Consider the following 22,731-nt stretch of genomic DNA (forward strand, 5'->3'; position numbering starts at 1 on the left):
TTGCATCTCGTTAGTTTATTGAATTTTCAAAATATTTATTGAAGAAAGACAATATTACTGTTAATCTTAGTGGAAATATTTTCTGTTAGGAGCTGTTGAGATGAGTACTAATGCAAGTGATCCGATTCTATTTGAGATACCAGAGAGCTTTGAAAGTGAACGGTTGCTCATACGCGCTCCTTTATGGAATGATGGCGCGATCGTAAACAAGGCGGTAAAAGAAAGTCTAGAGCAATTGCGCCCGTGGATGCCGTGGGCTCAGGTGATTCCTACCGTTGAAGAGTCGGAAATTAGTATTCGACGGTCTAGATTGGAGTTTTTGAATCGCACGGATTTTAGGCTGCTACTTATTCAGAAGGAAACAGGGCAACTAGTAGGCAGCAGCGGTTTGCATCGACCGGATTGGCATTCGCGTAAATTTGAAATTGGTTATTGGGTGCGAACATCATTTGGCAATCAAGGTTATATTACGGAAGCTGCAGAGGCTATCACAAACTTCGCAATACATGAGCTGCAAGCTAATCGGATTGAAATTCGATGTGATGCCCGTAATGCAAGAAGTGCTCAGGTTGCCAAACGTCTAGGTTTCACTCTGGAAGGAACTTTTCGAAACGATACGTTAGATGTAGAGGGATCATTGAGAGATACGATGGTATTTTCCAAGGTTCGTGGTGTTGAGTTTTAAAGATCTATTGAGAAGTGCGAATTGGACTCAAATGGAGGGTTCACAAAAAAAGCCATAAGCCCGATAATCGAAATCGAGCTTACGGACCTCAAACTAGCTCCGAAATTAGCTGTATGTCTCGAATGATGCTCATAAGGTTCCAACCAATGAATTTCTAAGCTGATACAGAGCTGTAAGCTCAAAAATTAAGCTTACAGTCCTGAAACTAGCCTCGTAATTAGTTGTAAGCACCGAAATTCAGCTTACAGGGCGCCGTTCAAAGGAAATCTTGACAGAAACAGAGCTGTAAGCTCAAAAAACAAGCTTACAGCTCTAAAACTAACCAAAAAGCTACCTGTAAGCACCAAAATCGTGCTTAATCAGATAGTTGAGCACGAAAATGCCATCCTATGCGGTCTTCACCGCTCAAGCAGATCGAAAAACCATTTGGCGATTCTCATCCCCAGCTACTTCCAGCCCATAGCAACTAACTCAGGAGTAACCCACTCATAGCAGCTTCAATCCACCCAAGCTTGCTCCTTTGACAAATAATCGCTCGATGTTTTTCTCTACTTCTGGATCCGCTATTAATGGCGGAGCTTGATGTGGTTTGATGCGAGCGTCAATAATGACGTTGTCACAAGCCCAATGCTTGTTTTCATAATAACCATTCACTCCATAAATATCATGCGAAGGATTGCTGCGTGTAAATGTAGCCCAGAAGAAATTGTTCATTGTCGCACTCATGAATGTACTGTCGTCACATAGGATAATGATCGGGCAAGAGGAGATTGATCCATTCACTCCATTTGTTCCATCAAGTCCATTCGCTTCATTCGCTCCACTCGCTTGAATAGCATCACATAAACCTTGGATTTCTGTTTGAGCTTCAGCATAGCTTTTAAAAGCAGATCCCTGCAAAGCAACAATCCCCGGCATCACAACTCGAGCATTTTCAAAACCCCGCAACTCACTAAAAACGTTAGGTGCCTCTGTGCATAAATCTCTGATCTTATCCCCATAAGCCGCGAACACAACTTTACTGCCGCTGTTTAGTCCAGTGCCCGAATAGTCCAGCGTGTCGATGGTTGTATTCGTATAAAAATGAATGTCTCGTCTGAGATCGATTCGTTCCAATATATGAGTTAGAAATTCAACTTCATTATGAGTATCTAACTGTTTCTGTTTATTGTCTTCTGCTGTTATAAATAAATATTTAGCTAGGCTTAGTTGTCCTGTTCCTAAAATGCGATTGGCAATCGTGAGCAGCTCAGTCGGCTGTTTAACCTTTTGATAAGGCGTATACCGTTCACTACCGATTGCAAAAAGCAAAGGATGAACGCCTGCCGCATCGATAGCATGTACTTCTTTGACGCCAGGGATTTCTTGCTTAATCGCATCGCCTGTCAACTCATGAATAAGGGCACCGAATGCGGTATCTTCTTGCGGCGGGCGGCCAACAACAGTAAATGGCCAAATCGCATTTGGCTTGGCATATACTTTATGTACCTTCATGACTGGAAACGGATGCGTAAGACTGTAATAACCCAAGTGATCGCCAAAAGGACCCTCTGGTTTCGTTTCACCAGGATGAATTTCTCCCGTTATTACAAAATCAGCATCGTTGCTAATACAGAAGCCATCGATATAGCTGTGGCGAAATCTGCGTCCAGCAAGCAGGCCGGCAAAGGTCATCTCACTCATACCTTCAGGCAAAGGCATGACCGCTGACAAGGTATGTGCTGGAGGGCCGCCGACGAAACAACTGACTTTTAATGGGACACCTTGTTTATTCGCTTTATCTTGATGAATTCCGATGCCGCGGTGAATCTGATAATGCAAACCAATTTCGCTATTCATTTCATAATCATTGCCGCTCAATTGAACTCGGTACATACCGAGATTAGAGTTCATAATGCCTGGCTTTTCCGGATCCTCTGTATACACTTGTGGCAATGTAATAAAAGCACCACCATCCATAGGCCAGTGTTGTATGAGCGGCAGGTCAGATATGTTAATTTCCTGTGCAGTAACGGGGAGGCTCCTAGATGTTTTCAAAGGAAGTGCCTTCCATGCCGCTAATCCGGTTTTAATTTGTCCAAGCGGATTTTTTAATGCTTTCATCGGATCGTTCCGCAGCGCCATTACGTTCTGTACGCCATCCCATGTACTCCGGAAAATAAACTTACTGCGCTCAACTGTGCCGAATAGGTTGGATACCGCACGGAACTTCGAGCCTTTTACATTTTCAAATAGTAACGCTGGGCCGCCTGCCTCAAAAACTTTCATATGAATCGCGGCCATTTCAAGATAGGGATCCACTTCTTCTTTAATACGGATCAAATGTCCGTTTTTCTCTAAATCAATAATACAATCTTCTAAATTGCGATACATAATGGAGTGGCTCCAATCACTAGATATTTGGTATATACGTAAACGTGCTCATCAGCACGCCGTATCTATAGATGAATGATGTCTAAAATACTACAGCTTCGCAGGGTTGAATTCAACTAAATCGTTTTTTGAAAAGAAGTGCAACAAATTATTCGTTCCATCTCGTCGTGTAAGGAAGAGGCGGTGTTGTTATGAAAAAAATAGTTGGCCGAAACGTAAGGGATAACTGATCAGCCGAAATTATCATATAACTAACTATAGGAGCCTAAACAAAACAATTATCTTGTTTTGTTTAGGCTCAAGGTTTATCTTAAATACGTTATGTTGATTAAGAGAGGGTGAAGCTTCATGTTTATGGAAATTAGTGTAGATGAGTCCAATTTTACTGAAATCGTCCTTATAGAAGCTCAATACGAATGCGTGACAATAAGTAATCAACTTGGCATAGAGGTAGATGAACATGCTTTCATAGAGCATTGGAAAAATGTTGCTGGAGTTGAACACATTCGAATCCTTAAGATAGACTACAATTCCTCATTAAAAGATGTAAATGTATTAAGCGCATTTCCGAATGTGAAAAATTTAATACTTTCTGGACAACATATAACATCACTAGAGGGTATCGAATGGTTTAAACAAGGTGAATACATTTGCATTGATACCTACAATAATCGTCGCAGAAATATAGCGCAGATTTCTCAATCAAAAGTAGAGCATATTCTTCTTTATGTTGAACGAATAGAAGATTTATCAGCCATAGCTGAATGTAAGTATTTAACTAGTCTAGAGCTGTACCGCTCTATGCAGTTGGATTTAACAACATGGAGCAGCATACCTTTGAACTCGATGGTTTTTAAACGTGGAAAGTTTAAGGATTTAGGAGACACGGCGGCTATACCAAGTTTGAATTATGTAGATGTTATAGGCTGCAGAAAACTGGAACAATTTACAGGAGATAACAGCCGAATAACAAGATTGCTCATAGATGCTTGTAAGAAGCTCGATTTGCGTACGTTGAAAACCTTTGAGGGAATCGAAGCTTTAATTGTAAACAGCTGTCCATATGAAATGAATCTAACAGAGATCGGAGGGCTAAAGAAGGTCAAGCATATAGACTTTATTTTATGTAATGTACAGGTCGATCTAATCAATCTTAAGGAGTATTTTCCTAATATAGAATCACTACATATCTCAAACATGAAAAAAGAGTATGGCATGAAATTGAAGGAGCTCAACCCTGATGTCCTCATTACTAGTAGATCATTTAGCTTGGAGTAGTGTAAACAACTAGCTATTTTATTCAATAATCAACTGAACAGACAACCCGCTAATGCTAAATTTGTATAAGTTAATCAAACTTTTGTTGAATACTCCAAAGAAACGAATGCATACTATCGTGTATCTGGAGGAGATATACATATGACAAATATTCCACAACCCAAAACATTTGGTCCACTTGGCAACCTTCCTTTACTTGATTTGGAAGGCCCGGTCCAATCATTGGTCAAGCTGGCTGATGAATATGGACCTATCTTTCGCATGGATTTACCAGGAAGAAAAGATCTGTATATTTCCGGTTATGAGTTAGTATCCGATGCTTGTGATGAGTCACGGTTTGAAAAGAAAGTATGGGAGCCGCTACAGAAGGTTCGTGCCTTTGCGGGTGACGGTTTATTTACCAGTGAGACGAGTGAGCCGAATTGGCATAAGGCGCATAATATTTTGCTGCCAAGCTTTAGTCAAACGGCAATGCGCGGCTATCACGGAATGATGGTTGATATTGCCGTTCAACTCATTCAGAAATGGGCGCGCTTAAACCCCGATGAGAGTGTAGATGTTCCTGAAGATATGACTCGACTCACCCTTGATACGATCGGGTTATGCGGGTTCAATTATCGCTTCAACAGTTTTTACCGGGAACAATCGCATCCTTTCATTACAAGCATGATCCGGGCACTCAGTGAAGCTATGAATCAGCTGCAGCGCCTTGGCATTAAGGATAAGCTTATGGTTATTACGAAGCGGCAATTTAAGCACGATATTCAAGCTATGTTCTCTCTCGTTGATAACATCATTGCCGAACGTAAGGCTCACGGTAATCAAGGCGAGGACGATCTGCTCGGCCATATGTTAAGTGGCAAGGATCCGGACACTGGAGAAGCTTTGGACGATGAGAACATTCGATTTCAAATCATTACGTTCCTCATTGCAGGACATGAAACAACAAGCGGACTTCTATCGTTCGCGCTTTATTATTTGTTGAAAAATCCGGAGAAACTGCAGAAAGCGTATGAAGAAGTGGATCGTGTTCTCACTGATCCAATTCCAAGCTATACACAGGTTCGCGAGCTAAAATACACCCGAATGATTCTGAGTGAAGCATTAAGGCTGTGGCCAACCGCTCCAGCTTTCTCCTTATATGCGAAGGAGGATACGATTCTAGCTGGGAAATATCCGTTGAAAAAAGGGGATGGTGTTAACGTTCTAATCCCTAAGCTTCATCGGGATACCGAGGTATGGGGAGACGACGTGGAGCAATTTCGTCCAGAACGGTTCGAAGATCCGAGTAAAATTCCTTATGATGCTTATAAGCCGTTCGGAAATGGACAGCGGGCTTGTATCGGACAGCAATTTGCTCTACACGAAGCAACGCTTGTGCTAGGAATGGTGCTCAAGCAATTTGAAATTATAGACCATACCAATTACCAGCTAAAAGTAAAAGAATCGTTGACGCTTAAACCGGATGGGTTTACGATGCGGGTTCGTCCCCGCGGGGAGCAGGCTACCTATACTTTTACTGCTGTGGCGGGAACAGAGAAGCCTAATCAGAAACAGAATGAACAAGCTTCCGAACCTACAGTTGACTCTCACGACACGCCGCTGCTCGTGCTTTATGGTTCGAATATGGGCACGGCCGAGGGAATTGCTCGCGAGCTAGCGGATACTGCGCGTTATCAGGGCTTCAGCAGTGAGGTCGCATCGCTGAACACTCGTGTGGGCAAGCTGCCCAAAGAGGGCGTAGTCTTCATCATCTCGGCGTCTTACAATGGGAAGCCGCCGAGCAACGCTCGTGAATTTGTACAATGGTTGGAGAGAGTGGAGCCCGGTGAGCTTGAAGGAGTACGTTATGCCGTATTCGGCTGCGGAGACCATAACTGGGCTAGTACGTATCAAGATATTCCTCGATTTATAGATGAGCAGCTTGCGGCCAAAGGAGCTGAGAGGCTTGTTGTACGCGGTGAGGCGGATGCAAGCGGTGATTTCGAGAAGCAAGTCGTGGAGTGGAATGAAATGTTATGGCCGGATGTGCTTACTGCACTGGGTCTAAAGAGCCGAGGTATTTCACAGCAGGAGCGAAGTACGCTCAGTGTGCAGTTTGTCAGCGGGCTGGACGATACTCCGTTAGCAGCGAGCCACAATGCTCAGCTTACTACGATAACGGATAACCGCGAGCTGCAAGGACAAGGTAGTGAGCGAAGCACACGCCATATTGAAATTGCACTTCCTGAAGGCGTTACTTACCAGGAGGGGGATCATCTCGGAGTTATTCCTGAGAACGACTCTGTAATGGTGGAACGAGTGCTGCAACGATATGGTTTAAAAGGCAGTGACCATATGATCATTAGCGCCAGCGGACGCAGTGCCGCACATCTGCCGCTTGATCGTCCAATAAGCGTTCATCATTTGCTGAGTCTAAGTGTAGAGCTTCAAGAAGCGGCCACCCGTGCCCAGCTTCGGGAGCTGGCGTCATTTACTGTATGTCCACCGCATAAAAAAGAGCTGGAGGCTCTTCTGCAGGAAGAAGCTTATCTGGAAAATGTACTGAGCAAACGGCTAACCATGCTTGATCTGCTGGAGAAGTATCCGGCTTGTGAGCTGCCGTTTGAGCGGTTCGTGGAGCTGCTGCCGCCGCTTAAAGCGCGGTATTACTCCATCTCCAGCTCTCCTAAGGTGCTGCCTGATCAGGCTAGCATAACAGTAGCTGTTGTTCGTGGGCCGGCGAGGAGCGGTCACGGTGAATATCGAGGCGTTGCCTCGAATTATTTAGCTAACCGTCAACCAGGGGATGCCGTCGTTATGTTTATTAGTACGCCTGACTCTGACTTTGAGCTCCCGGAAAATTCAGAAACTCCAATCATTATGGTCGGTCCAGGAACAGGAATTGCACCGTTCAGAGGCTTTTTGCAGGGGCGACGAGCACTGAAAAGTGAGGGTAAAGTGCTCGGCGAGGCACAATTATATTTTGGCTGTCGCAATGATTCGGATCAAATTTACCATGAAGAGATGGAGCAATTCCAGCAGGAAGGTATCGTAAGCTTACACACAGCATTTTCTCGGGTAGAAGGGACGTCTAAAACTTACGTTCAAGATCTCATGAGGGAAAATTCGAAATCTATTATTGCTGTGCTTGATCAAGGTGGAAGGCTCTATATATGTGGAGACGGTAGCAAAATGGCGCCTGAAGTCGAGAACACATTAGTAGCAGCCTATCGTGAAATTCACAATGTAAATGAGCAAGATGCAACGAAATGGCTGAAAAGCCTCGAATCTGAGGGGCGTTACGCGAAGGATGTCTGGGCGGGCATCTAATTTAGATCAAATTTAGAAAAAATGATGATAAAACTGAAACGGCTGCCGTTAAGCAGCCGTTTTTTTGCATGAACACAATTGGACGTCATTGAATGTCATTGAATGTCATTGAATGTCATTTAACTTAATTGAAGTGATTGAAATAAAATGTTCTTAACCACATTATGTTTAAGTAAGCTGGCACAAACTCAAAATCAGCTGTGGACGGAAGTTGAGTAAAACCTGCTCTTCATTCACCCTATTTGACTGTATTTCATACAATCAACTCTACATCAAAAAAGATATCTTTGCCCCAGACTGTATTTCATACAATCAAATCGTCCGATTCGCAGACAAAGTGCTTCTAGCTAACTATTTGAATGGACGATATACATTCAAACACATACAACATGGAAATATCGGCAGTTTGATTGGATGATATACATTCAAACACGTAGCAAGATGGTAATATCAGCGGTTTGAAAGGATGGTTTAGATACAAACACGTAGCAACACGGTAATATCAGCTATTTGAAGCTGGATTGTAAATTTATTGTTAAAGTGTTGAATGGAGTGGAAACAACAGCTTACAATTAAGCCACCATCAGTAGATAAGGAGACGCAACAAATATGGAAACCAATCAGAATGAGCCGCCAATGGCCGGTCAGAGAGGAAAGCTCTCCGCGCTTGCAGAGGTATTATGCGTATCCGCAAAGCTTGGACTTACCTCCTTCGGAGGACCGATCGCCCACTTAGGATATTTCCACAATGAGTACATTCTCCGACGAAAATGGATGGACGAACGAAGCTACGCCGATCTTGTTGCACTGTGTCAGTTTCTTCCCGGTCCGGCCAGCAGTCAGGTTGGGATCGGAATCGGGGTTGTTAGGGCAGGGCTGCTAGGCGGCTTAGTTGCATGGTTAGGCTTCACGCTGCCGTCGGTCATTGCGCTAGTTGCTTTTGCCTTCCTGCTTCAAGGCTTTGATTTAAGTAACGCAGGCTGGATTCATGGACTGAAGATCGTAGCTGTAGCAATCGTAGCTCATGCCATTTTAGGAATGGGGCAGAAGCTTACTCCGGATCGGGATAGAGTTTCAATAGCGGTAATCGTTGCGGCGATTACTTTGTTCTGGCAAACGGCATATAGTCAGGTGCTTCTTATTGCAGCAGCCGGACTACTTGGATTATGGTTGTATCGAAGAAAAGCGACAGAGGGAACCCCTCAATTGCATATAGCGATAAGCCGACCCTTTGCTGTAGCATGCCTATCTTTATTTTTCGGTCTATTATTAGCCCTTCCTCTACTTAGACAGTGGGGAGAGATGCAATGGCTGGCGATGTTCGACAGCTTCTATCGCTCGGGCTCCTTGGTGTTCGGAGGAGGCCACGTTGTGCTGCCGCTTCTGGAAGCAGAAGTCATCCCTACTGGCTGGGTAAGACAGGAGGATTTTCTTGCAGGATATGGCGCGGCGCAAGCAGTTCCGGGGCCATTGTTTACATTTGCAGCTTATCTCGGAGCAATGGCTGGCGGATTACCCGGAGCGGTCATTGCAACGTTAGCCATATTTTTACCATCATTCCTGCTCGTTATCGGTGCACTCCCGTTCTGGAATGGTTTAAGAAATAACCCAAAGATCCAAGGTGTATTGGTCGGAGTCAATGCAGCTGTTGTTGGGATTTTGCTGGCGGCATGGTATGATCCCTTATGGACAACCGCAATCTTGAAGCCAATGGATTTTGCCTTGGCGGCCATATTGTTTATCATGCTTGTTTTTTGGAAGCTTCCGCCATGGGTGATTGTGCTCGCAGGAGCTGCAGGAGGAATGCTGTTCGGATTCATCTAACAACAAACATGATGAGCCTTCTTTTTGTTATGATAAGAAAAGGTTGTCATTATGTTGAAGAGGTGGATTTAATGTCGTACCGTTTATTGAAATTTTTAACCGTCCTTATTCCTACACTGATTATTGGTGGATTCGAATTTATTCGCCATGAATTTCTATTGCATTCATTTTCCATGGAGGCCGGCAATTGGCTGATAACTCTTTTTACAGTGGTCATCTCCTATCTGTTCTCCGTATGGATGTTTGGAACCATTGAGCGAAAAAACAAACAGTTAGCAGAAGAAAAGGCAAGAGGGGCAGTGTATGAGGAGCGAGAACGAATGGCTCGTGAGCTGCATGATAACATTGGGCAGGTTCTGTTTTTTCTAAATGTAAAAATGAAGCAGGGAAAATACGATGAAGCGAAATCCGCCATTTCAGAAATGGATACCCATCTTCGGCAAGCGATTTTTAATTTGCGTTCATCACCGGATGAAGGGATTTCGTTCACCGATCGTATAACCAAATGGCTGGATGAGTGGAATGCCATTTCAGGCATTGAAGTCTTCAGGGAAATTGAGATTCCAGAAAAATGGTTCTCTACTGGAGAAGAGGTTCAATTTTTCGCGATAATACAAGAAGCATTTACGAATATAAGAAAGCATTCACACGCAAACCGAGTAAATATTACGTTCCGTGCCTCGTCTGTAGGGTGGACACTTGAAATCGTTGATGATGGTATCGGACTTGAAAATCATCAGATGCACGTAAACAAATATGGATTATCGATAATGGAGAAGCGCGCCAAAGAACTAAATGCAAGTTTCGAAATAACGACAGACGCGGACAAGGGCATTACATTACGAATAACGTCGGGGAGTAGATTAGAAAAAATATGATGAAATATCGAGTGTTAATCGCGGATGATCATCCTATGGCGCGTAAGGCGATCCAAAGCTTATTAGAGGATGATTCATCATTTGACGTAATTGGAGAAGCGGTAGACGGCATAGAAGCTGTTCAGCTTTGTCGCCAGCTGCATCCAGATGTCATATTGATGGATATCAATATGCCGAAACTAAACGGACTTGAAGCTACTCGAAAAATAAAACATGAGTTCCCGGATATAAAAATTGTTATTTTGACGGTTTCAGATCATGTAGCTGATTTATTTACCGCTCTACAATTTGGCGCTCAAGGGTACTTACTGAAAAACATGGACCCGGATGATTGGAGCGCGTACCTGCATGCACTGCTTGATGAAAATTCAGATGTGTCGAGAAAAATCGCAGATAGACTTTTTCATCAATTTAGAACAGGTAAATCTTCTGAGAAATCACAGCCTAATGTGTTAACTGTGCGGGAGCAAGAGGTGGTTATCTATGTCGCGGCAGGTGAGAAAAACCGTCAGATTGCCGAACGCCTTGTCATTTCAGAAAATACGGTAAAAAATCATTTGAAAAATATATTAGAGAAGCTGTCACTGGAAAACAGAGTGCAGCTAACCTCCTATGCGATAAGAAATGGATTGACACACAACATTCAAAGCAACGATGAAAGATAGCCCAACCGGGTCATTATCATCGTTGCTTTTTTTTTCTATCTTATTAGAGGGAGAAAAATAAAGCTCCGGAGGTGACTTCCGTTTTTGTTGAAAAATATATTCGTTCTAATCATTGCCGCATTTCTGTTTTTACCGCAAAACGTATTCGCGCATGCTTCACTAACTGATGCGATCCCGGGGCCTGACGCTCAATTGGATAGGTCTCCTGATCAGGTGACACTAACATTTAATGAAAGGCTGGAAAATAAGCTTTTCTACATCAAGGTACTCGGTCAGGACGGGAAGCAAGTTAATAATGACCCTGCAACAATGAATGAAGAGCAGTTAAAAATAAGCGTTCAGCTGCCAGAAATGTCGGAAGGAAATTATACGGTCGCCTATAAAGTGATTTCAGCAGATGGCCACCCCATTTCTGAGTCCTATGTATTCACTGTTGGGCAAAAAGCAGTGTCTCAATCATCGCCCTCAGTAGATGCAGGCAGCAGTCACCATGAAAGTGAACTGACGAGCGGTGTAGACGTGAAGCAAATCATATTCTATTTATCCAGAATTGCTTATTTTATAGGTATGCTTTTATTAGCAGGCTGGATTTTTTGGGGGCTACTTATTCGTTTCGATAAGCCGGAGCTGCGAGCCTCCTATGATTTGTGGTCATTACGATTAAAAAGATTCTTTTTGATAGCCGTCCTAATTATGATTACGGTCCATCTGCAGGATTACTTAGAGGTTCTCGACAAGGAACAGCTTATCTCCTTATTATTTGGCACCGCAATTGGAATCTCGTGGATGAGCAGTTTGCTGTTAGCTTTATTAAGTTTTATAATGCTGAACCGTTCGAAGTGGATAGATGGCATTTGGATTTTACTTCTGCTAGCGGTGAAAAGCATCAGCGGGCACGCTATGGCATTTGAGCCTCCAATCCGAACAGTTGCGCTTGATTTCATTCACCTCTTTGCTGCCGCCATATGGGCTGGAGGATTGTTCTATATGATCGTACATTGGCGAAAATATAAGGAACAAATGCTGAGTTTCATGCCAAGGTTCTCTAATTTTGCGTTCGCAAGCATGATTGCTCTGGCCGTAACCGGAACTATTTCCACTCTTATTTTCATCCCAAGCTTAAAATATCTGCTGTACACGCAATGGGGGATCTTACTACTCACGAAGTGTGGTTTAGTTATTTTGGTTATAGCTGCCGGAGCCGTTCTTCGATATATGATGCGAAAAAAACAGAAGCAGCTTGGCATATTGCTTAAAGTGGATTTTAGTCTAATGATATTGATTGTTGCAATCGTCGGTGTCTTTACTTACTTAACTCCGCAACCTGTAAATGAACCATTGTATTGGCATAAAATGGGCGAAACCATCCATCTCACAGCAAAAATTTCACCGAAGGAGCCAGGTGACAATACATTTAAGGTTATCGTATGGCTGCCTGAGAAACCGAAAACGGTCCAGCTTTTCCTTAAATACAAAGATGATAAAGACATTGCGCCCATCGAAGTACCACTCACCATAGCACCTGGCGAAGAGGAGGAGAGCTTCTTAGGATTTAAGGAATTCGGCTATTTAAGCGAGGGGCCTTATATTCCCTTCCCTGGAAAATGGATCGCGGAAATAAGAGTGATGGACGAAAATGATGACGAGACCGTGAATCAAATAGAGATGATGGTCTATTAATTCAGAAAAATAGAAACCAAGGGGATGTGCCATATGAAAAAAACGATGAGTATAATGCTTACCTGTTTCTTATCTATGATGCTTTTTGCAGGAATCGCAAGTGCGCATGTGAGTGTCTATCCGAAAGAAACGACTCAGGGTTCTTATGAGAAATTTACTGTTCGTGTTCCTAATGAGAAAGACATTGCGACCGTAAAGGTTGAAGTGAAAATTTCCGATGATGTAACGATTTCACGTTTTGAACCGAAAGCAGATTGGAAATATGAGCTTACCAAAGACGCTACTGGGAAAATTACAAGTGTAGTGTGGACAACAACCGGAGCAGGACTTTCTGCAACTGAGTTTGGTGAGTTTAATATGCAAGGCAAGGTTGGTGACAATGCTGCTGAAATATTGTGGAAGGCATACCAAACGTATGAAGATGGAAGTGTTGTAGAGTGGATTGGTGCTGAAGGTGCGGATAAACCGGCATCAGTAACTACGGTGAAAGCAAAACCAACTGGCTCTGCTGCGGATAGCCATGGGCATACAGCCGCGGGGGAAGAAGCAACTGAGTCCAATACTGACCTATCTCTTTATTTCTCCATCGCAGCTTTGGTTCTAGGCTTGCTGGCTTTGATCATTTCTTTACGCAAAAAAGCAAAATAAAATAACTGTAAAACAATGAGCCGGACGAAACACAGGTAATTATACCTGACTTTCGTTCGGCTTCTTCCATTTAGAAGCTGCTCAGCAAATATCATCGCAAATCAGCCTTGCAGTTTGCTCTCCATTAACCCGGATTGCCTTATTTCCTCTAAGAAGACTTTGAATTCCTCGAAATTCAGCTGCTGCGCCGCGTCGGATAATGCTGTCGCGGGATCTGGATGCACCTCTAGCATGACACCGTCAGCGCCGGCTGCAAGAGCGGCTTTAGCACATGGGGCCAAAATATCTTTGCGGCCAGTCGAATGGGTAACATCGACAAGGACAGGAAGATGGCTTTCCAGTTTTAAAATAGGTACGGCCGATATATCAAGTGTATTGCGGGTAGCTTTTTCGTAAGTTCTAATTCCTCGTTCAATCAGCATGACTTGTGTATTACCTCTGGATACAATGTATTCAGCAGAATGGAGAAACTCATCGATCGTCGCTGCCAAGCCGCGTTTTAAGAGGATCGGTGTTTTCACGTCCCCAGCCGCTTTGAGCAACTCGAAGTTTTGCATATTTCTCGCGCCGATTTGAATAATGTCGATATAGTTCGCTGCCAGCTCGATATGCGCGGGATCTACGATTTCACTAATCGTTTTTAATCCGAATTCAGCACCTACCTCCTTCAAAATTCTCAATCCCTCGATTCCGAGCCCTTGGAAATCATACGGAGACGTTCTTGGTTTGAAGGCGCCACCGCGCATGACCGTGATTCCGGCTGCTTTGAGAACGGCCGCTACTTTACGCACTTGTTCATAGCTCTCAACCGAGCAAGGGCCGGCGATTAGCATAGGCTTTCCATTCCCGACGGAAGTTTCACCTACTGTAACGATCGTATTTTCCTTTTGTTTTTTGCGGCTTACAAGCAGAACTTTTTGGTGATCCGTTTCTTGAAGCTTTAATGATGCTTTAAAGATTTGTTTAAATAGATGACGGATGGTGTCATCATCGAAGGGGCCATTATTTTGGGCGGTTAGACCATCTAACATTTTCTTTTCTCGAACGGGATCGAATTTAGGGACCCCTTGCTTTTCCTTCTCCAGCCCGATCTCCTGAGCGACTCGTGCCCTTTGGGACATCGTTTCGAGAAGCTGAAGATTTATTGCATCCATTTCCTCACGTAATTTAGCTAGTTTTTTTTGGCTCATAGCAGTTCTCTCCTTTATGAAAATATATTTTTTGAAATACAAAAAAGACCTCTCGTCTGCAAGGGACGAGAAGTCGTGGTACATTGCTTTATTGCGGTAAAGGATGAAATTTAACAACATTTTCTAGACAGTAATGTTCTTTTGATATATTATAATGTTACAAACAAACATTTATTTATAAACATTATAATAAAGAGGAGCTGTCATTATCATGTCAACGAAACCTAGATTAAATCGAATGTTCAGTGCGCAAGGAAAATGCTTTGATGTTGCAATTGATCATGGATTTTTCAATGAATTTTCCTTCCTATCCGGCATTGAGAATATGAAAAGCGCAATTGAAACGGTTGTAAAAGCGGGGCCGGACTGCATTCAGCTTAGTGCAGGCCAAGCTAGACATTTGCAAGAAATATCAGGAAAGCAGAAGCCAGGGCTAGTGCTCCGAACAGATGCTGCTAACATTTATGGCAATGTATTGCCGCGGTTTCTGTTCAGTGAGCTGATCGACCGCGCGATCGAGCAGGCTGTTCGTTTGGATGCTGTAGCGGTATGCGTCAATTTATTGCTGCTGCCTGGTCAGCCGGAGCTGCATCATCAATGTGTGCGCAACGTAGCTATTCTTAAAACGGAATGTGAGAAGTATGGCATGCCTTTGATGGTTGAGCCACTTGTCATGCTGCCTAACGAAGATAAAGGCGGCTACATGGTAGATGGAGATATTCGCAAGATTATGCCACTTGTTCGTCAAGGTGTGGAGCTTGGAGCCGACGTGATTAAGGCAGACCCAAGTGATGACGTGACCGAATACCACAGAGTGATCGAGGTTGCTTCCGGCATACCGGTCTTGGTACGAGGGGGCGGACGCGCGAGTGATGAAGAAATCGTAAACCGCACGGTAGAACTTATGAATCAAGGGGCTTCTGGTATCGTATACGGCCGCAATGTAATTCAGCATCCAAATCCTGCGGGAATGACTTCTGCACTTATGAGCATTGTTCATGAGGGATCAACCGCTGAGCAGGCGCTTGCAATTCTGAAGGGGGATCAAATCTAATGACGAGAAAAATTATCTCTTTCGGCGTTATCGGCTGCGGGCTGATGGGCAAGGAATTCGCAAGCGCGGCAGCTCGCTGGTGCCATTTGACAGGCGTAGATTTCGAACCGCAAATCGTTGCAGTGTGTGATGCAAATCCAGCTGCGACACAGTGGTTTCAAGACAACATCCCAAGCGTGAAGCAAGCATACACCGACTATAAAGAGTTGCTTGCGGACCCGGCGGTTGAAGCAATCTACTGTGCGGTTCCTCATAACCTGCATGAGCAGATTTATATCGATATTATACGCGCAGGCAAGCATTTACTCGGAGAAAAGCCATTCGGTATTGATAGAATGGCGAACGAGAACATCGCGGCAGCGATTCAAGAAAATCCGCAGGTCATCGTGCGCAGCTCTTCTGAATTTCCATTTTTTCCTGGAGCACTGCAAATTGTACAGTGGGTGAATGAAGGCAAATTTGGAAAGATCATTGAGGTTGAGGCAGGCTTCTGGCACTCTAGCGATCTGGATCCGAACAAGCCGATCAACTGGAAGCGTCGAATTGCTATGAATGGTGAATATGGCTGCATGGGAGACCTTGGGCTGCATGTGCTCCACCTGCCGCTTCGTTTTGGTTGGAAACCTGCAAGCGTACGTGCGCTGCTATCCAAGATCGTCGATGAGCGCCCCGATGGCAAAGGTGGATCTGCGCCTTGCGAAACATGGGACAATGCTATTCTTGCATGCGATGTGAAGACGGATGACCAGCAATTTCCAATGATTCTATCCACGAAGCGAATAGCGCCTGGACATGCGAATACATGGTTTATCCGTATTCAAGGAACGGCGTTTTCCGCGGAGTTTACTACGAAAAATCCGAAGCAGGTCTCATCTCTTCCTTACACATCAGGCGGGCAGCAAGCTTGGCATGTTGTTGATGCGCCATATAAATCAGCTTATGGAACGATTACAGGAGGCTTCTTCGAATTCGGATTCTCCGACTCGATTTTGCAAATGTGGGCAGCCTTCTGCGATGAGATCGTTCACGGAACAGAGGGAATGAGCCAACCATTTACATGCGCTTTGCCAGAAGAGGCAGCTGGCAGTCATCGTTTGTTTACAGCTGCACTGGAATCGCAGCGTACAGGCGGAACTATCGCTGTCGATTGGGGGTCTTTGGCGTGATTGATAAGCCCGATACCACATCTCCCGAGATCGTGGTAGCCGGACATATTTGCCTCGATGTCATACCTGTCATATATGGCGGCAAGCAAAGCCAAGGTATCGGTGAGCTGCTTGCTCCAGGAAAGCTGGTTGACATCGGACCGGCGCATCTGTCCACAGGAGGAGCTGTCTCTAATACAGGGATTGCCCTTCATCGGCTTGGATTTCCGGTAAAGCTGATGGGCAAAGTAGGGGACGATTTGTTCGGCGACGCCATAGTGACTATTTTAAGAGGTTATGGAGATGCGCTCTCTGACGGTATGATCATAGCTCCGAATGAGCATAGCTCCTATACCGTAGTGATCAGTCCGCCGGGGGTCGATCGAATTTTCCTACATTGCACAGGAGCAAATGACACTTTCTCGGCAGACGATGTTTCTAGTGAATCCTTAAACGGAGCGAGGCTGTTCCATTTTGGTTATCCGCCGCTCATGCGCAGGATGTACGAGAATCAAGGGGAAGAGCTGGAACGTTTATTATCAGCTGTCAGGTCACAGGGTTTGACTGTATCGCTTGATTTGGCGCGGCCAGATCCAGACTCTCCCGCTGGAAGAGCGGATTGGGTAGCTATTCTGAAGCGGGTATTGCCATTTGTTGATGTGTTTCTTCCGAGCTTCGAAGAAATTTTATATATGCTGCGGCCTGAGAAGTACAAGGAGCTTTGTGAGCTTCACGGCACGACAGAGCTTTTGAACTTCGCAAATGGCCCGTTACTAAGCTCTCTATCTGAGGAATTGCTGGAGATGGGCGCGGCGTTAGTGGGATTAAAGTTAGGCGAGCACGGTTTATATTTACGTACAACTTCAAGCATGGAGCGCCTTCAAGACATGGGCTTATGCGCGCCGGAGCTCCAAGGCCTGGATTGTTGGATCGGCAAAGAGCTGCTTGCGCCTTGTTATCAAGTTGAAGCTGTCGGCACTACAGGAGCCGGAGATTGTACGATAGCCGGCTTTCTTGCGGGCCTGGCTAAAGGGCTGCCGGTAGAGGAGCTGCTGTTGGCGGCAGTAGGTGTTGGAGCTTGCAATGTGGAGCAGGCAGATGCGGTAAGCGGAATTCCTGGTTGGCATGATGTTCAGAAGCGAGTTGCGTCAGGCTGGAAGCAGCGTGAAGTGGCATTGTCACTGCCTGGCTGGTCTTATAATAAAAGCGGTGTATGGGAAAACAAACAAGCGTGAGAAGTATGAATTGAATGTAAGAAGTATGAATGAAGAAAGGGGGAGCAGAATGTCGATACTTCGAAGCGAAGTAAACCAGGCACAAGCACGTACATTAGAACTATTTGCCGGCGCGGGCATCTTTCTGACTGACGAGGAGAAAGAGAAAATTGAGGTGGCGGGCTTCGGTCTGGGCAATCTGGAATCGCAAGGCCTTGAATTGATTACGTACGTGAACACGGAGCGCTATTGCGCGAAGGATCTCGTTCTGTTTCCAAGGCAAACCTGCCCTGAGCATCTGCATCCCCAGGTAGGCGAGGATCCCGGTAAAATGGAAACCTTCCGCTGCCGCTATGGCAGTGTATTGCTGTATGTCGAAGGAGAGCGGACGCCGCACATTCAGGCTGTCCTTCCTGCTGGAAGCGAACCTTATTATACTGTGTTTCATGAAATCATCCTGCATCCGGGAGAGCAATATACCATTCCACCTGGAACGAAGCATTGGTTTCAGGGAGGGCAGGAAGGCGCGATTGTATCAGAGTTTTCGAGTACTAGCAGAGATGAACACGATATATTTACAGATCCTACGATCGAGAGAATGCCTGTCATTGTCGAGGATAAGTAGCCTTTGAGAGGATGGGTGAACTATGTTACTCTTACAGGTTAGAGTTGAATATAACTTGATAGACAGAGATAATAAAGGCACACCGAGCAAGACCATATTCGGGAGGCCATATTGAAATGAAAAATAACACCTATCATGGATTAAACGCAAGGCAGCAGCAAATGCTGGAGCATTTTTCCCGAGAAGGAGAGCTGCGGCTAGCCGTATTGAAAGAAACGTATCAGGTGACTGAGATGACGATACGTCGCGATCTGGAGAAATTGGAAGAGACAGGGGTGGTTAAACGAACGTTCGGCGGCGCTATTTTCGTAGGGAAGGATATCGCTCTGCAAGAGAGGGCAGGTATTCTGACGGAAGAGAAAACGAAAATCGGCCGTCATGCGGCAGCGCTTATTCGGCCTGGGGAATCCATCTTTATTGACGGCGGAACGACCACATATCAGATTTCGAGGTTTTTGACATCTGGAATGAATATAACGGTGGTGACGAACGCGTTGAATATCGCTATCGAGTTATCCGGCAAACAGATTCCAGTACTAATGACTGGAGGCATGCTGCTTGAAGCGACCAATTCGTTAGTTGGCCCCATTTCGGCGCAGAGCTTGTCGGGAATGGCATTTGATCGCGCTTTTCTAGGCGCAACCGGTCTTAATATCGAGCATGGATTCAGCAACTCGAACATCTATGAAGCAGAAATTAAGCAGATTGCGATACGTCAAGCATCTGAGACAAATATCGTGCTGGACCATACTAAATTCGGAGCGAAGGTGCTTATTTCATTCGCATCATTATCTGATGTGCAGCGTATCGTTACTGATCGCAAGCCGGATGGAGACTTGCAGCAGGCCTGTCAAGATGCTGGCGTACAACTAGAAGTGGCGAATGCGGTCTAACCTTCTAAAACAATAATTTATATATAAATAGCCATGCATGGTACCATGCATGGCTATTTCCAGTTAGAAGCCTTTATATTGAGGTTCTTCGCTTTCCAGCTGTTGAACGCGGCTTTCAACTTGATCCAGAATTTGCTGAGTTTGTTGCGCTGCGTTTGTAAAAAGGTCTTTCGCTTCTTGATTTTCGGTTTCCAATGCAAATTGTTCAAGACTCGCTTGCGCACCTTTTAATGATGCGACACATGTTTTGACTTGAGATGCTACTGTCATGTATTTCACCTCCTGACTTTCCACGAATGATAATTTAACTCCCTGCCCACGTAAATATGCATCGCTCGAAATCTTATTTAAATTCATATTAATGATGAATATTTTATCGTACAGAAACGAAGTAATTGCCTTTTCAAGAATGATCCAAAAAAACGTGATCATCCCTTTTGAGGGAAACGATTATTCGGTTTATCTGTCCCAATTAGACACATAATCTCCATGTGAGGATTTGATCGAGAACGTCTAGAAGGAGGTACCTTATTGTGCCGGAATGGATTGAGGTTATTTGGCGGACTTTGGTTTCTGTGGTCATTCTATTCGTATTGACAAAGGTATTGGGGAAAAGACAAATATCCCAGCTATCGCTATTCGAGTATATTACCGGAATTACAATCGGGAGCTTGGCCGCTTATATTTCGTTGGAATTAGACTCTACATGGTATTTAGGGATGATTTCACTAATCGTGTGGGTTGGGGTTTCGTTAGCTATTGAGCTTTTGCAATTAAAAAGTAAGAAATTTAGGGATTTCATTGATGGAACGCCAACGGTTTTAATTAAAGACGGTAAAATTTTGGAAGACAATTTGAAGAAAGAACGTTTAACGAATGAAGACCTCATGGAGCAGCTGCGCGGTAAAAATATATTCAGGACAGCTGACGTAGAATTCGCAGTAATTGAACCAAACGGTGGAGTGAATGTGCTGCTTACTAGGGAAAATCAACCGATAACACCCAATCATATTGGTGTCAAGGTAGGACCTGAGCAAGAGCCGCAAGCCGTTATTTTGGATGGGAAGATCATGGATGAGCCGCTGGCTACTATCGGATTAAACCGAGCATGGTTAAATGTAGAATTGGAAAAGATAGGTGTCGCGGTAGAAAATGTGTATTTTGGCCAAGTTGATTCCTACAAACAGTTATACGTTGATTTGTTTGATGATCAAATCGCTGTGCCGGCTCCTCAGAAGAAAGCGACCCTATACAATACATTGAGAAAATGCGAAGCGGACTTAGAGCTTTTTGGATTAACGACTAAAAACAAGCAGGCAAAACAAATGTACGAGCAATGCGCGAATAATTTGCAAAAGGTAATTAATGAAATGAAACCAATCTTACATCGCTAAGGGAGGACCATCGTTATGGCAAATAAGAAGAAGAAGCTCACCCCGGTTCAACAAGAATATCAGGAGCTCGCAAAAAAAAGGGAGCCGTCACGAGCTGTTTTGAAAAACTGTTCAAGAGCCTTTATTGCTGGTGGAGCTATTTGTTTTCTCGGTCAGCTAATTCAAGAGATGTTTGTCCATTGGGTCGGCTTCAGCGAAAAAAAAGCAAGCGATCCAACGGTAGCTGTTCTGATTATTATTTCCATTATTCTTACCAGTCTTGGTGTTTATGACAAAATAGCGCAGTGGGCGGGAGCGGGCTCTGCCGTTCCAGTAACAGGATTCGCAAATTCAATGGCCTCGGCAGCGCTAGAGCATCGAAGCGAAGGTTTAGTACTTGGAGTAGGCGGGCAAATGTTTAAAATAGCTGGACCCGTTATTGTATTCGGAACTGTCGCAGCGTTTATAGTTGGAATTTTGCATTGGATATTCAATCCGGCTGCAGTAGGAGGTTAACAAGCATGCTGAAAGGACATCAAAGCTGGATATTTGAAAACCGACCAACCATTCTTGGGGAAGCATCCGTAGTTGGCCCATTTGAGGGGCAAGGTCCGTTAGCCAATGATTTTGATATTATTCATGGCGATTTAAGGTTGGGACAGGATAGCTGGGAAAAATCGGAAAGAACCCTTCTGGAGGAAGCAACTAAGCTGGCAATAGAGAATGCTGGATTAACCAAAGAACATATTAACTTCTATCTCGGCGGTGATCTGATGAATCAGATCATAAGTACAAGCTTCGCAGCGAGAACTTTGTCCATCCCCTATATCGGGATGTTTGGAGCATGCTCTACTTCAATGGAAAGCTTGGCTTTAGCCGCCAATCTGGTGAACTCGGGCTCAGCAAAATTTGCTCTTTCCAGTGCTTCCAGTCACAACGCTTCTGTCGAGAAACAGTTTCGCTACCCAACGGAGTACGGTTCTCAAAAGCCTCCTACCGCTCAATTTACGGTAACAGGAGCTGGAGCTAGTGTCGTTTCAAAAAAAGGAAATGGTCCTTATGTAACCTCTGCAACAATCGGCCGAGTTATCGATATGGGTCTTACCGATCCTTTCAATATGGGTGCAGCGATGGCGCCTGCCGCAGTAGATACAATCGAGGCTCATTTTCGTGATTTGCAAATTCAGCCCGGTTATTACGATTTAATTGTGACGGGAGACTTATCCAAAATAGGCTATGAAATAGCTTGTGATTTATTTAAAAAACATAAGATTCCTATGCAGCAGACGGAATATAAGGACTGCGGCATGATGATCTACAATTACGAAGAGCAAATGGTTCAAGCAGGAGCAAGCGGCTGCGGCTGCTCGGCTGTCGTTACTTACGGCCATTTGTTAAAAAAAGTGCGTAACCATGAATTGAATCGGATTTTAGTAGTGGCTACAGGAGCGCTATTATCTCCGCTGACATTCCAGCAAAGTGAAAGCATTCCCTGTATCGCGCATGCGGTATCGATTGAAAGTGGAGGGAAGGAAGCATGATATTTTTATGGGCATTTTTGATTGGCGGAGCGATCTGTGTGTTTGGACAAATTTGTTTTGATGTTTTCAAACTTGATCCTGCTCATACAATGGTATTGCTTGTCGTTATTGGAGCCGTTGCTGACGGCTTGGGGCTCTACGATCCTTTTATTAAATTTGCGGGCGCGGGTGCATCTGTACCGATAACGAGCTTTGGCAATGCGCTCGTTCATGGAGCTCTGGAGGAATTGAAGAAGGATGGCGGGATCGGTATCATTACAGGCATTTTTAAAGTAACGAGTGCAGGTATTTCTGCCGCCATCATCTTTTCTTTCCTGGCATCGCTTGTGTTAAAGCCAAAAGGTTAAGCAATG

20 protein-coding genes are annotated in these 22,731 nt (G+C 44.5%); 17 read left to right on the top strand and 3 right to left on the bottom strand.

Features of this window, described 5'->3' with window-relative positions; all coding sequences use genetic code 11:
* The first annotated feature begins 100 nt into the window (after window positions 1-100).
* Entirely contained in the window at window positions 101-685 is a 585-nt protein-coding gene (locus tag AC0YN7_RS11750; protein WP_475810185.1) for a GNAT family N-acetyltransferase, read from the top strand.
* A gap of 486 nt (window positions 686-1,171) precedes the next feature.
* Here the strand turns inward: AC0YN7_RS11750 and AC0YN7_RS11755 are convergent, their stop codons facing one another.
* Window positions 1,172-3,058 carry a UbiD family decarboxylase gene (locus tag AC0YN7_RS11755; protein ID WP_475810186.1) on the bottom strand — a complete coding sequence of 629 codons (1,887 nt, stop codon included), beginning with the start codon at window positions 3,056-3,058 and terminating at the stop codon, window positions 1,172-1,174.
* Window positions 3,059-3,406: 348 nt separating this feature from the next.
* On the opposite strand from AC0YN7_RS11755, the gene AC0YN7_RS11760 reads away from it, so the two are divergent.
* From AC0YN7_RS11760 to AC0YN7_RS11790, 7 genes are all read left to right on the top strand, one after another.
* Complete coding sequence (locus tag AC0YN7_RS11760) at window positions 3,407-4,336, top strand: hypothetical protein (RefSeq protein WP_475810187.1); 930 nt, start codon at window positions 3,407-3,409, stop codon at window positions 4,334-4,336.
* Window positions 4,337-4,477: 141 nt separating this feature from the next.
* Window positions 4,478-7,648 (top strand): bifunctional cytochrome P450/NADPH--P450 reductase, encoded by a 3,171-nt coding sequence (locus tag AC0YN7_RS11765; protein ID WP_475810188.1) that lies wholly within the window; start codon window positions 4,478-4,480, stop codon window positions 7,646-7,648.
* A gap of 609 nt (window positions 7,649-8,257) precedes the next feature.
* Window positions 8,258-9,472, top strand: coding sequence for a chromate transporter (locus AC0YN7_RS11770; protein ID WP_475810189.1), 1,215 nt, complete (start codon window positions 8,258-8,260; stop codon window positions 9,470-9,472).
* A 71-nt stretch (window positions 9,473-9,543) separates the two neighbouring features.
* A complete protein-coding gene (locus tag AC0YN7_RS11775; RefSeq protein WP_475810190.1) occupies window positions 9,544-10,350 on the top strand; it encodes a sensor histidine kinase in 807 nt (268 codons plus the stop codon).
* Window positions 10,347-11,015 (top strand): response regulator, encoded by a 669-nt coding sequence (locus AC0YN7_RS11780; protein ID WP_475810191.1) that lies wholly within the window; start codon window positions 10,347-10,349, stop codon window positions 11,013-11,015. The genes AC0YN7_RS11775 and AC0YN7_RS11780 overlap by 4 nt, the downstream gene beginning before the upstream one ends.
* 84 nt (window positions 11,016-11,099) lie before the next feature.
* Window positions 11,100-12,695 carry a copper resistance CopC/CopD family protein gene (locus tag AC0YN7_RS11785; RefSeq protein WP_475810192.1) on the top strand — a complete coding sequence of 532 codons (1,596 nt, stop codon included), beginning with the start codon at window positions 11,100-11,102 and terminating at the stop codon, window positions 12,693-12,695.
* 33 nt (window positions 12,696-12,728) lie between these two features.
* The gene (locus AC0YN7_RS11790) at window positions 12,729-13,343 is read left to right on the top strand and encodes a YcnI family copper-binding membrane protein (RefSeq protein WP_475810193.1); all 615 of its coding nucleotides are present in this window, start codon (window positions 12,729-12,731) and stop codon (window positions 13,341-13,343) included.
* 101 nt (window positions 13,344-13,444) lie between these two features.
* On the opposite strand, the gene AC0YN7_RS11795 is transcribed toward AC0YN7_RS11790, so the two are convergent.
* Window positions 13,445-14,533, bottom strand: coding sequence for a bifunctional 3-deoxy-7-phosphoheptulonate synthase/chorismate mutase (locus tag AC0YN7_RS11795; RefSeq protein WP_475810194.1), 1,089 nt, complete (start codon window positions 14,531-14,533; stop codon window positions 13,445-13,447).
* Window positions 14,534-14,744: 211 nt separating this feature from the next.
* Here AC0YN7_RS11795 and AC0YN7_RS11800 point away from each other — a divergent pair, with 211 nt between their 5' ends.
* From AC0YN7_RS11800 to AC0YN7_RS11820, 5 genes are all read left to right on the top strand, one after another.
* Window positions 14,745-15,587, top strand: a complete 843-nt coding sequence (locus tag AC0YN7_RS11800; RefSeq protein ID WP_475810195.1) for a class I fructose-bisphosphate aldolase — start codon at window positions 14,745-14,747, stop codon at window positions 15,585-15,587.
* Complete coding sequence (locus AC0YN7_RS11805) at window positions 15,587-16,753, top strand: Gfo/Idh/MocA family protein (protein ID WP_475810196.1); 1,167 nt, start codon at window positions 15,587-15,589, stop codon at window positions 16,751-16,753. Before AC0YN7_RS11800 ends, AC0YN7_RS11805 begins: the two co-directional genes overlap by 1 nt.
* Window positions 16,750-17,967 carry a carbohydrate kinase family protein gene (locus tag AC0YN7_RS11810; protein ID WP_475810197.1) on the top strand — a complete coding sequence of 406 codons (1,218 nt, stop codon included), beginning with the start codon at window positions 16,750-16,752 and terminating at the stop codon, window positions 17,965-17,967. The genes AC0YN7_RS11805 and AC0YN7_RS11810 overlap by 4 nt, the downstream gene beginning before the upstream one ends.
* Window positions 17,968-18,016: 49 nt before the next feature.
* Window positions 18,017-18,571 carry a D-lyxose/D-mannose family sugar isomerase gene (locus tag AC0YN7_RS11815; RefSeq protein WP_475810198.1) on the top strand — a complete coding sequence of 185 codons (555 nt, stop codon included), beginning with the start codon at window positions 18,017-18,019 and terminating at the stop codon, window positions 18,569-18,571.
* Window positions 18,572-18,687: 116 nt separating this feature from the next.
* Window positions 18,688-19,464, top strand: a complete 777-nt coding sequence (locus AC0YN7_RS11820; RefSeq protein WP_475810199.1) for a DeoR/GlpR family DNA-binding transcription regulator — start codon at window positions 18,688-18,690, stop codon at window positions 19,462-19,464.
* 63 nt (window positions 19,465-19,527) lie between these two features.
* Here AC0YN7_RS11820 and AC0YN7_RS11825 read toward each other — a convergent pair whose 3' ends face one another.
* A complete protein-coding gene (locus tag AC0YN7_RS11825) occupies window positions 19,528-19,734 on the bottom strand; it encodes a DUF1657 domain-containing protein (protein ID WP_475810200.1) in 207 nt (68 codons plus the stop codon).
* A gap of 263 nt (window positions 19,735-19,997) precedes the next feature.
* Here AC0YN7_RS11825 and AC0YN7_RS11830 point away from each other — a divergent pair, with 263 nt between their 5' ends.
* From AC0YN7_RS11830 to spoVAE, 4 genes are read left to right on the top strand one after another with little or no spacing between them, the layout of a single operon-like run.
* A complete protein-coding gene (locus AC0YN7_RS11830; protein ID WP_475810201.1) occupies window positions 19,998-20,858 on the top strand; it encodes a DUF421 domain-containing protein in 861 nt (286 codons plus the stop codon).
* Window positions 20,859-20,873: 15 nt separating this feature from the next.
* Window positions 20,874-21,353: a stage V sporulation protein AC gene (gene spoVAC / locus AC0YN7_RS11835; RefSeq protein ID WP_475810202.1), complete on the top strand. Its 480-nt coding sequence runs from the start codon at window positions 20,874-20,876 to the stop codon at window positions 21,351-21,353.
* Window positions 21,354-21,358: 5 nt separating this feature from the next.
* A complete protein-coding gene (gene spoVAD, locus AC0YN7_RS11840) occupies window positions 21,359-22,378 on the top strand; it encodes a stage V sporulation protein AD (protein ID WP_475810203.1) in 1,020 nt (339 codons plus the stop codon).
* On the top strand, window positions 22,375-22,725 hold the full coding sequence (gene spoVAE / locus AC0YN7_RS11845; RefSeq protein WP_475810204.1) for a stage V sporulation protein AE: 351 nt from the start codon (window positions 22,375-22,377) through the stop codon (window positions 22,723-22,725). The genes spoVAD and spoVAE overlap by 4 nt, the downstream gene beginning before the upstream one ends.
* Window positions 22,726-22,731 lie beyond the last annotated feature (6 nt).

The organism is Paenibacillus sp. J31R122, from assembly GCF_056269185.1.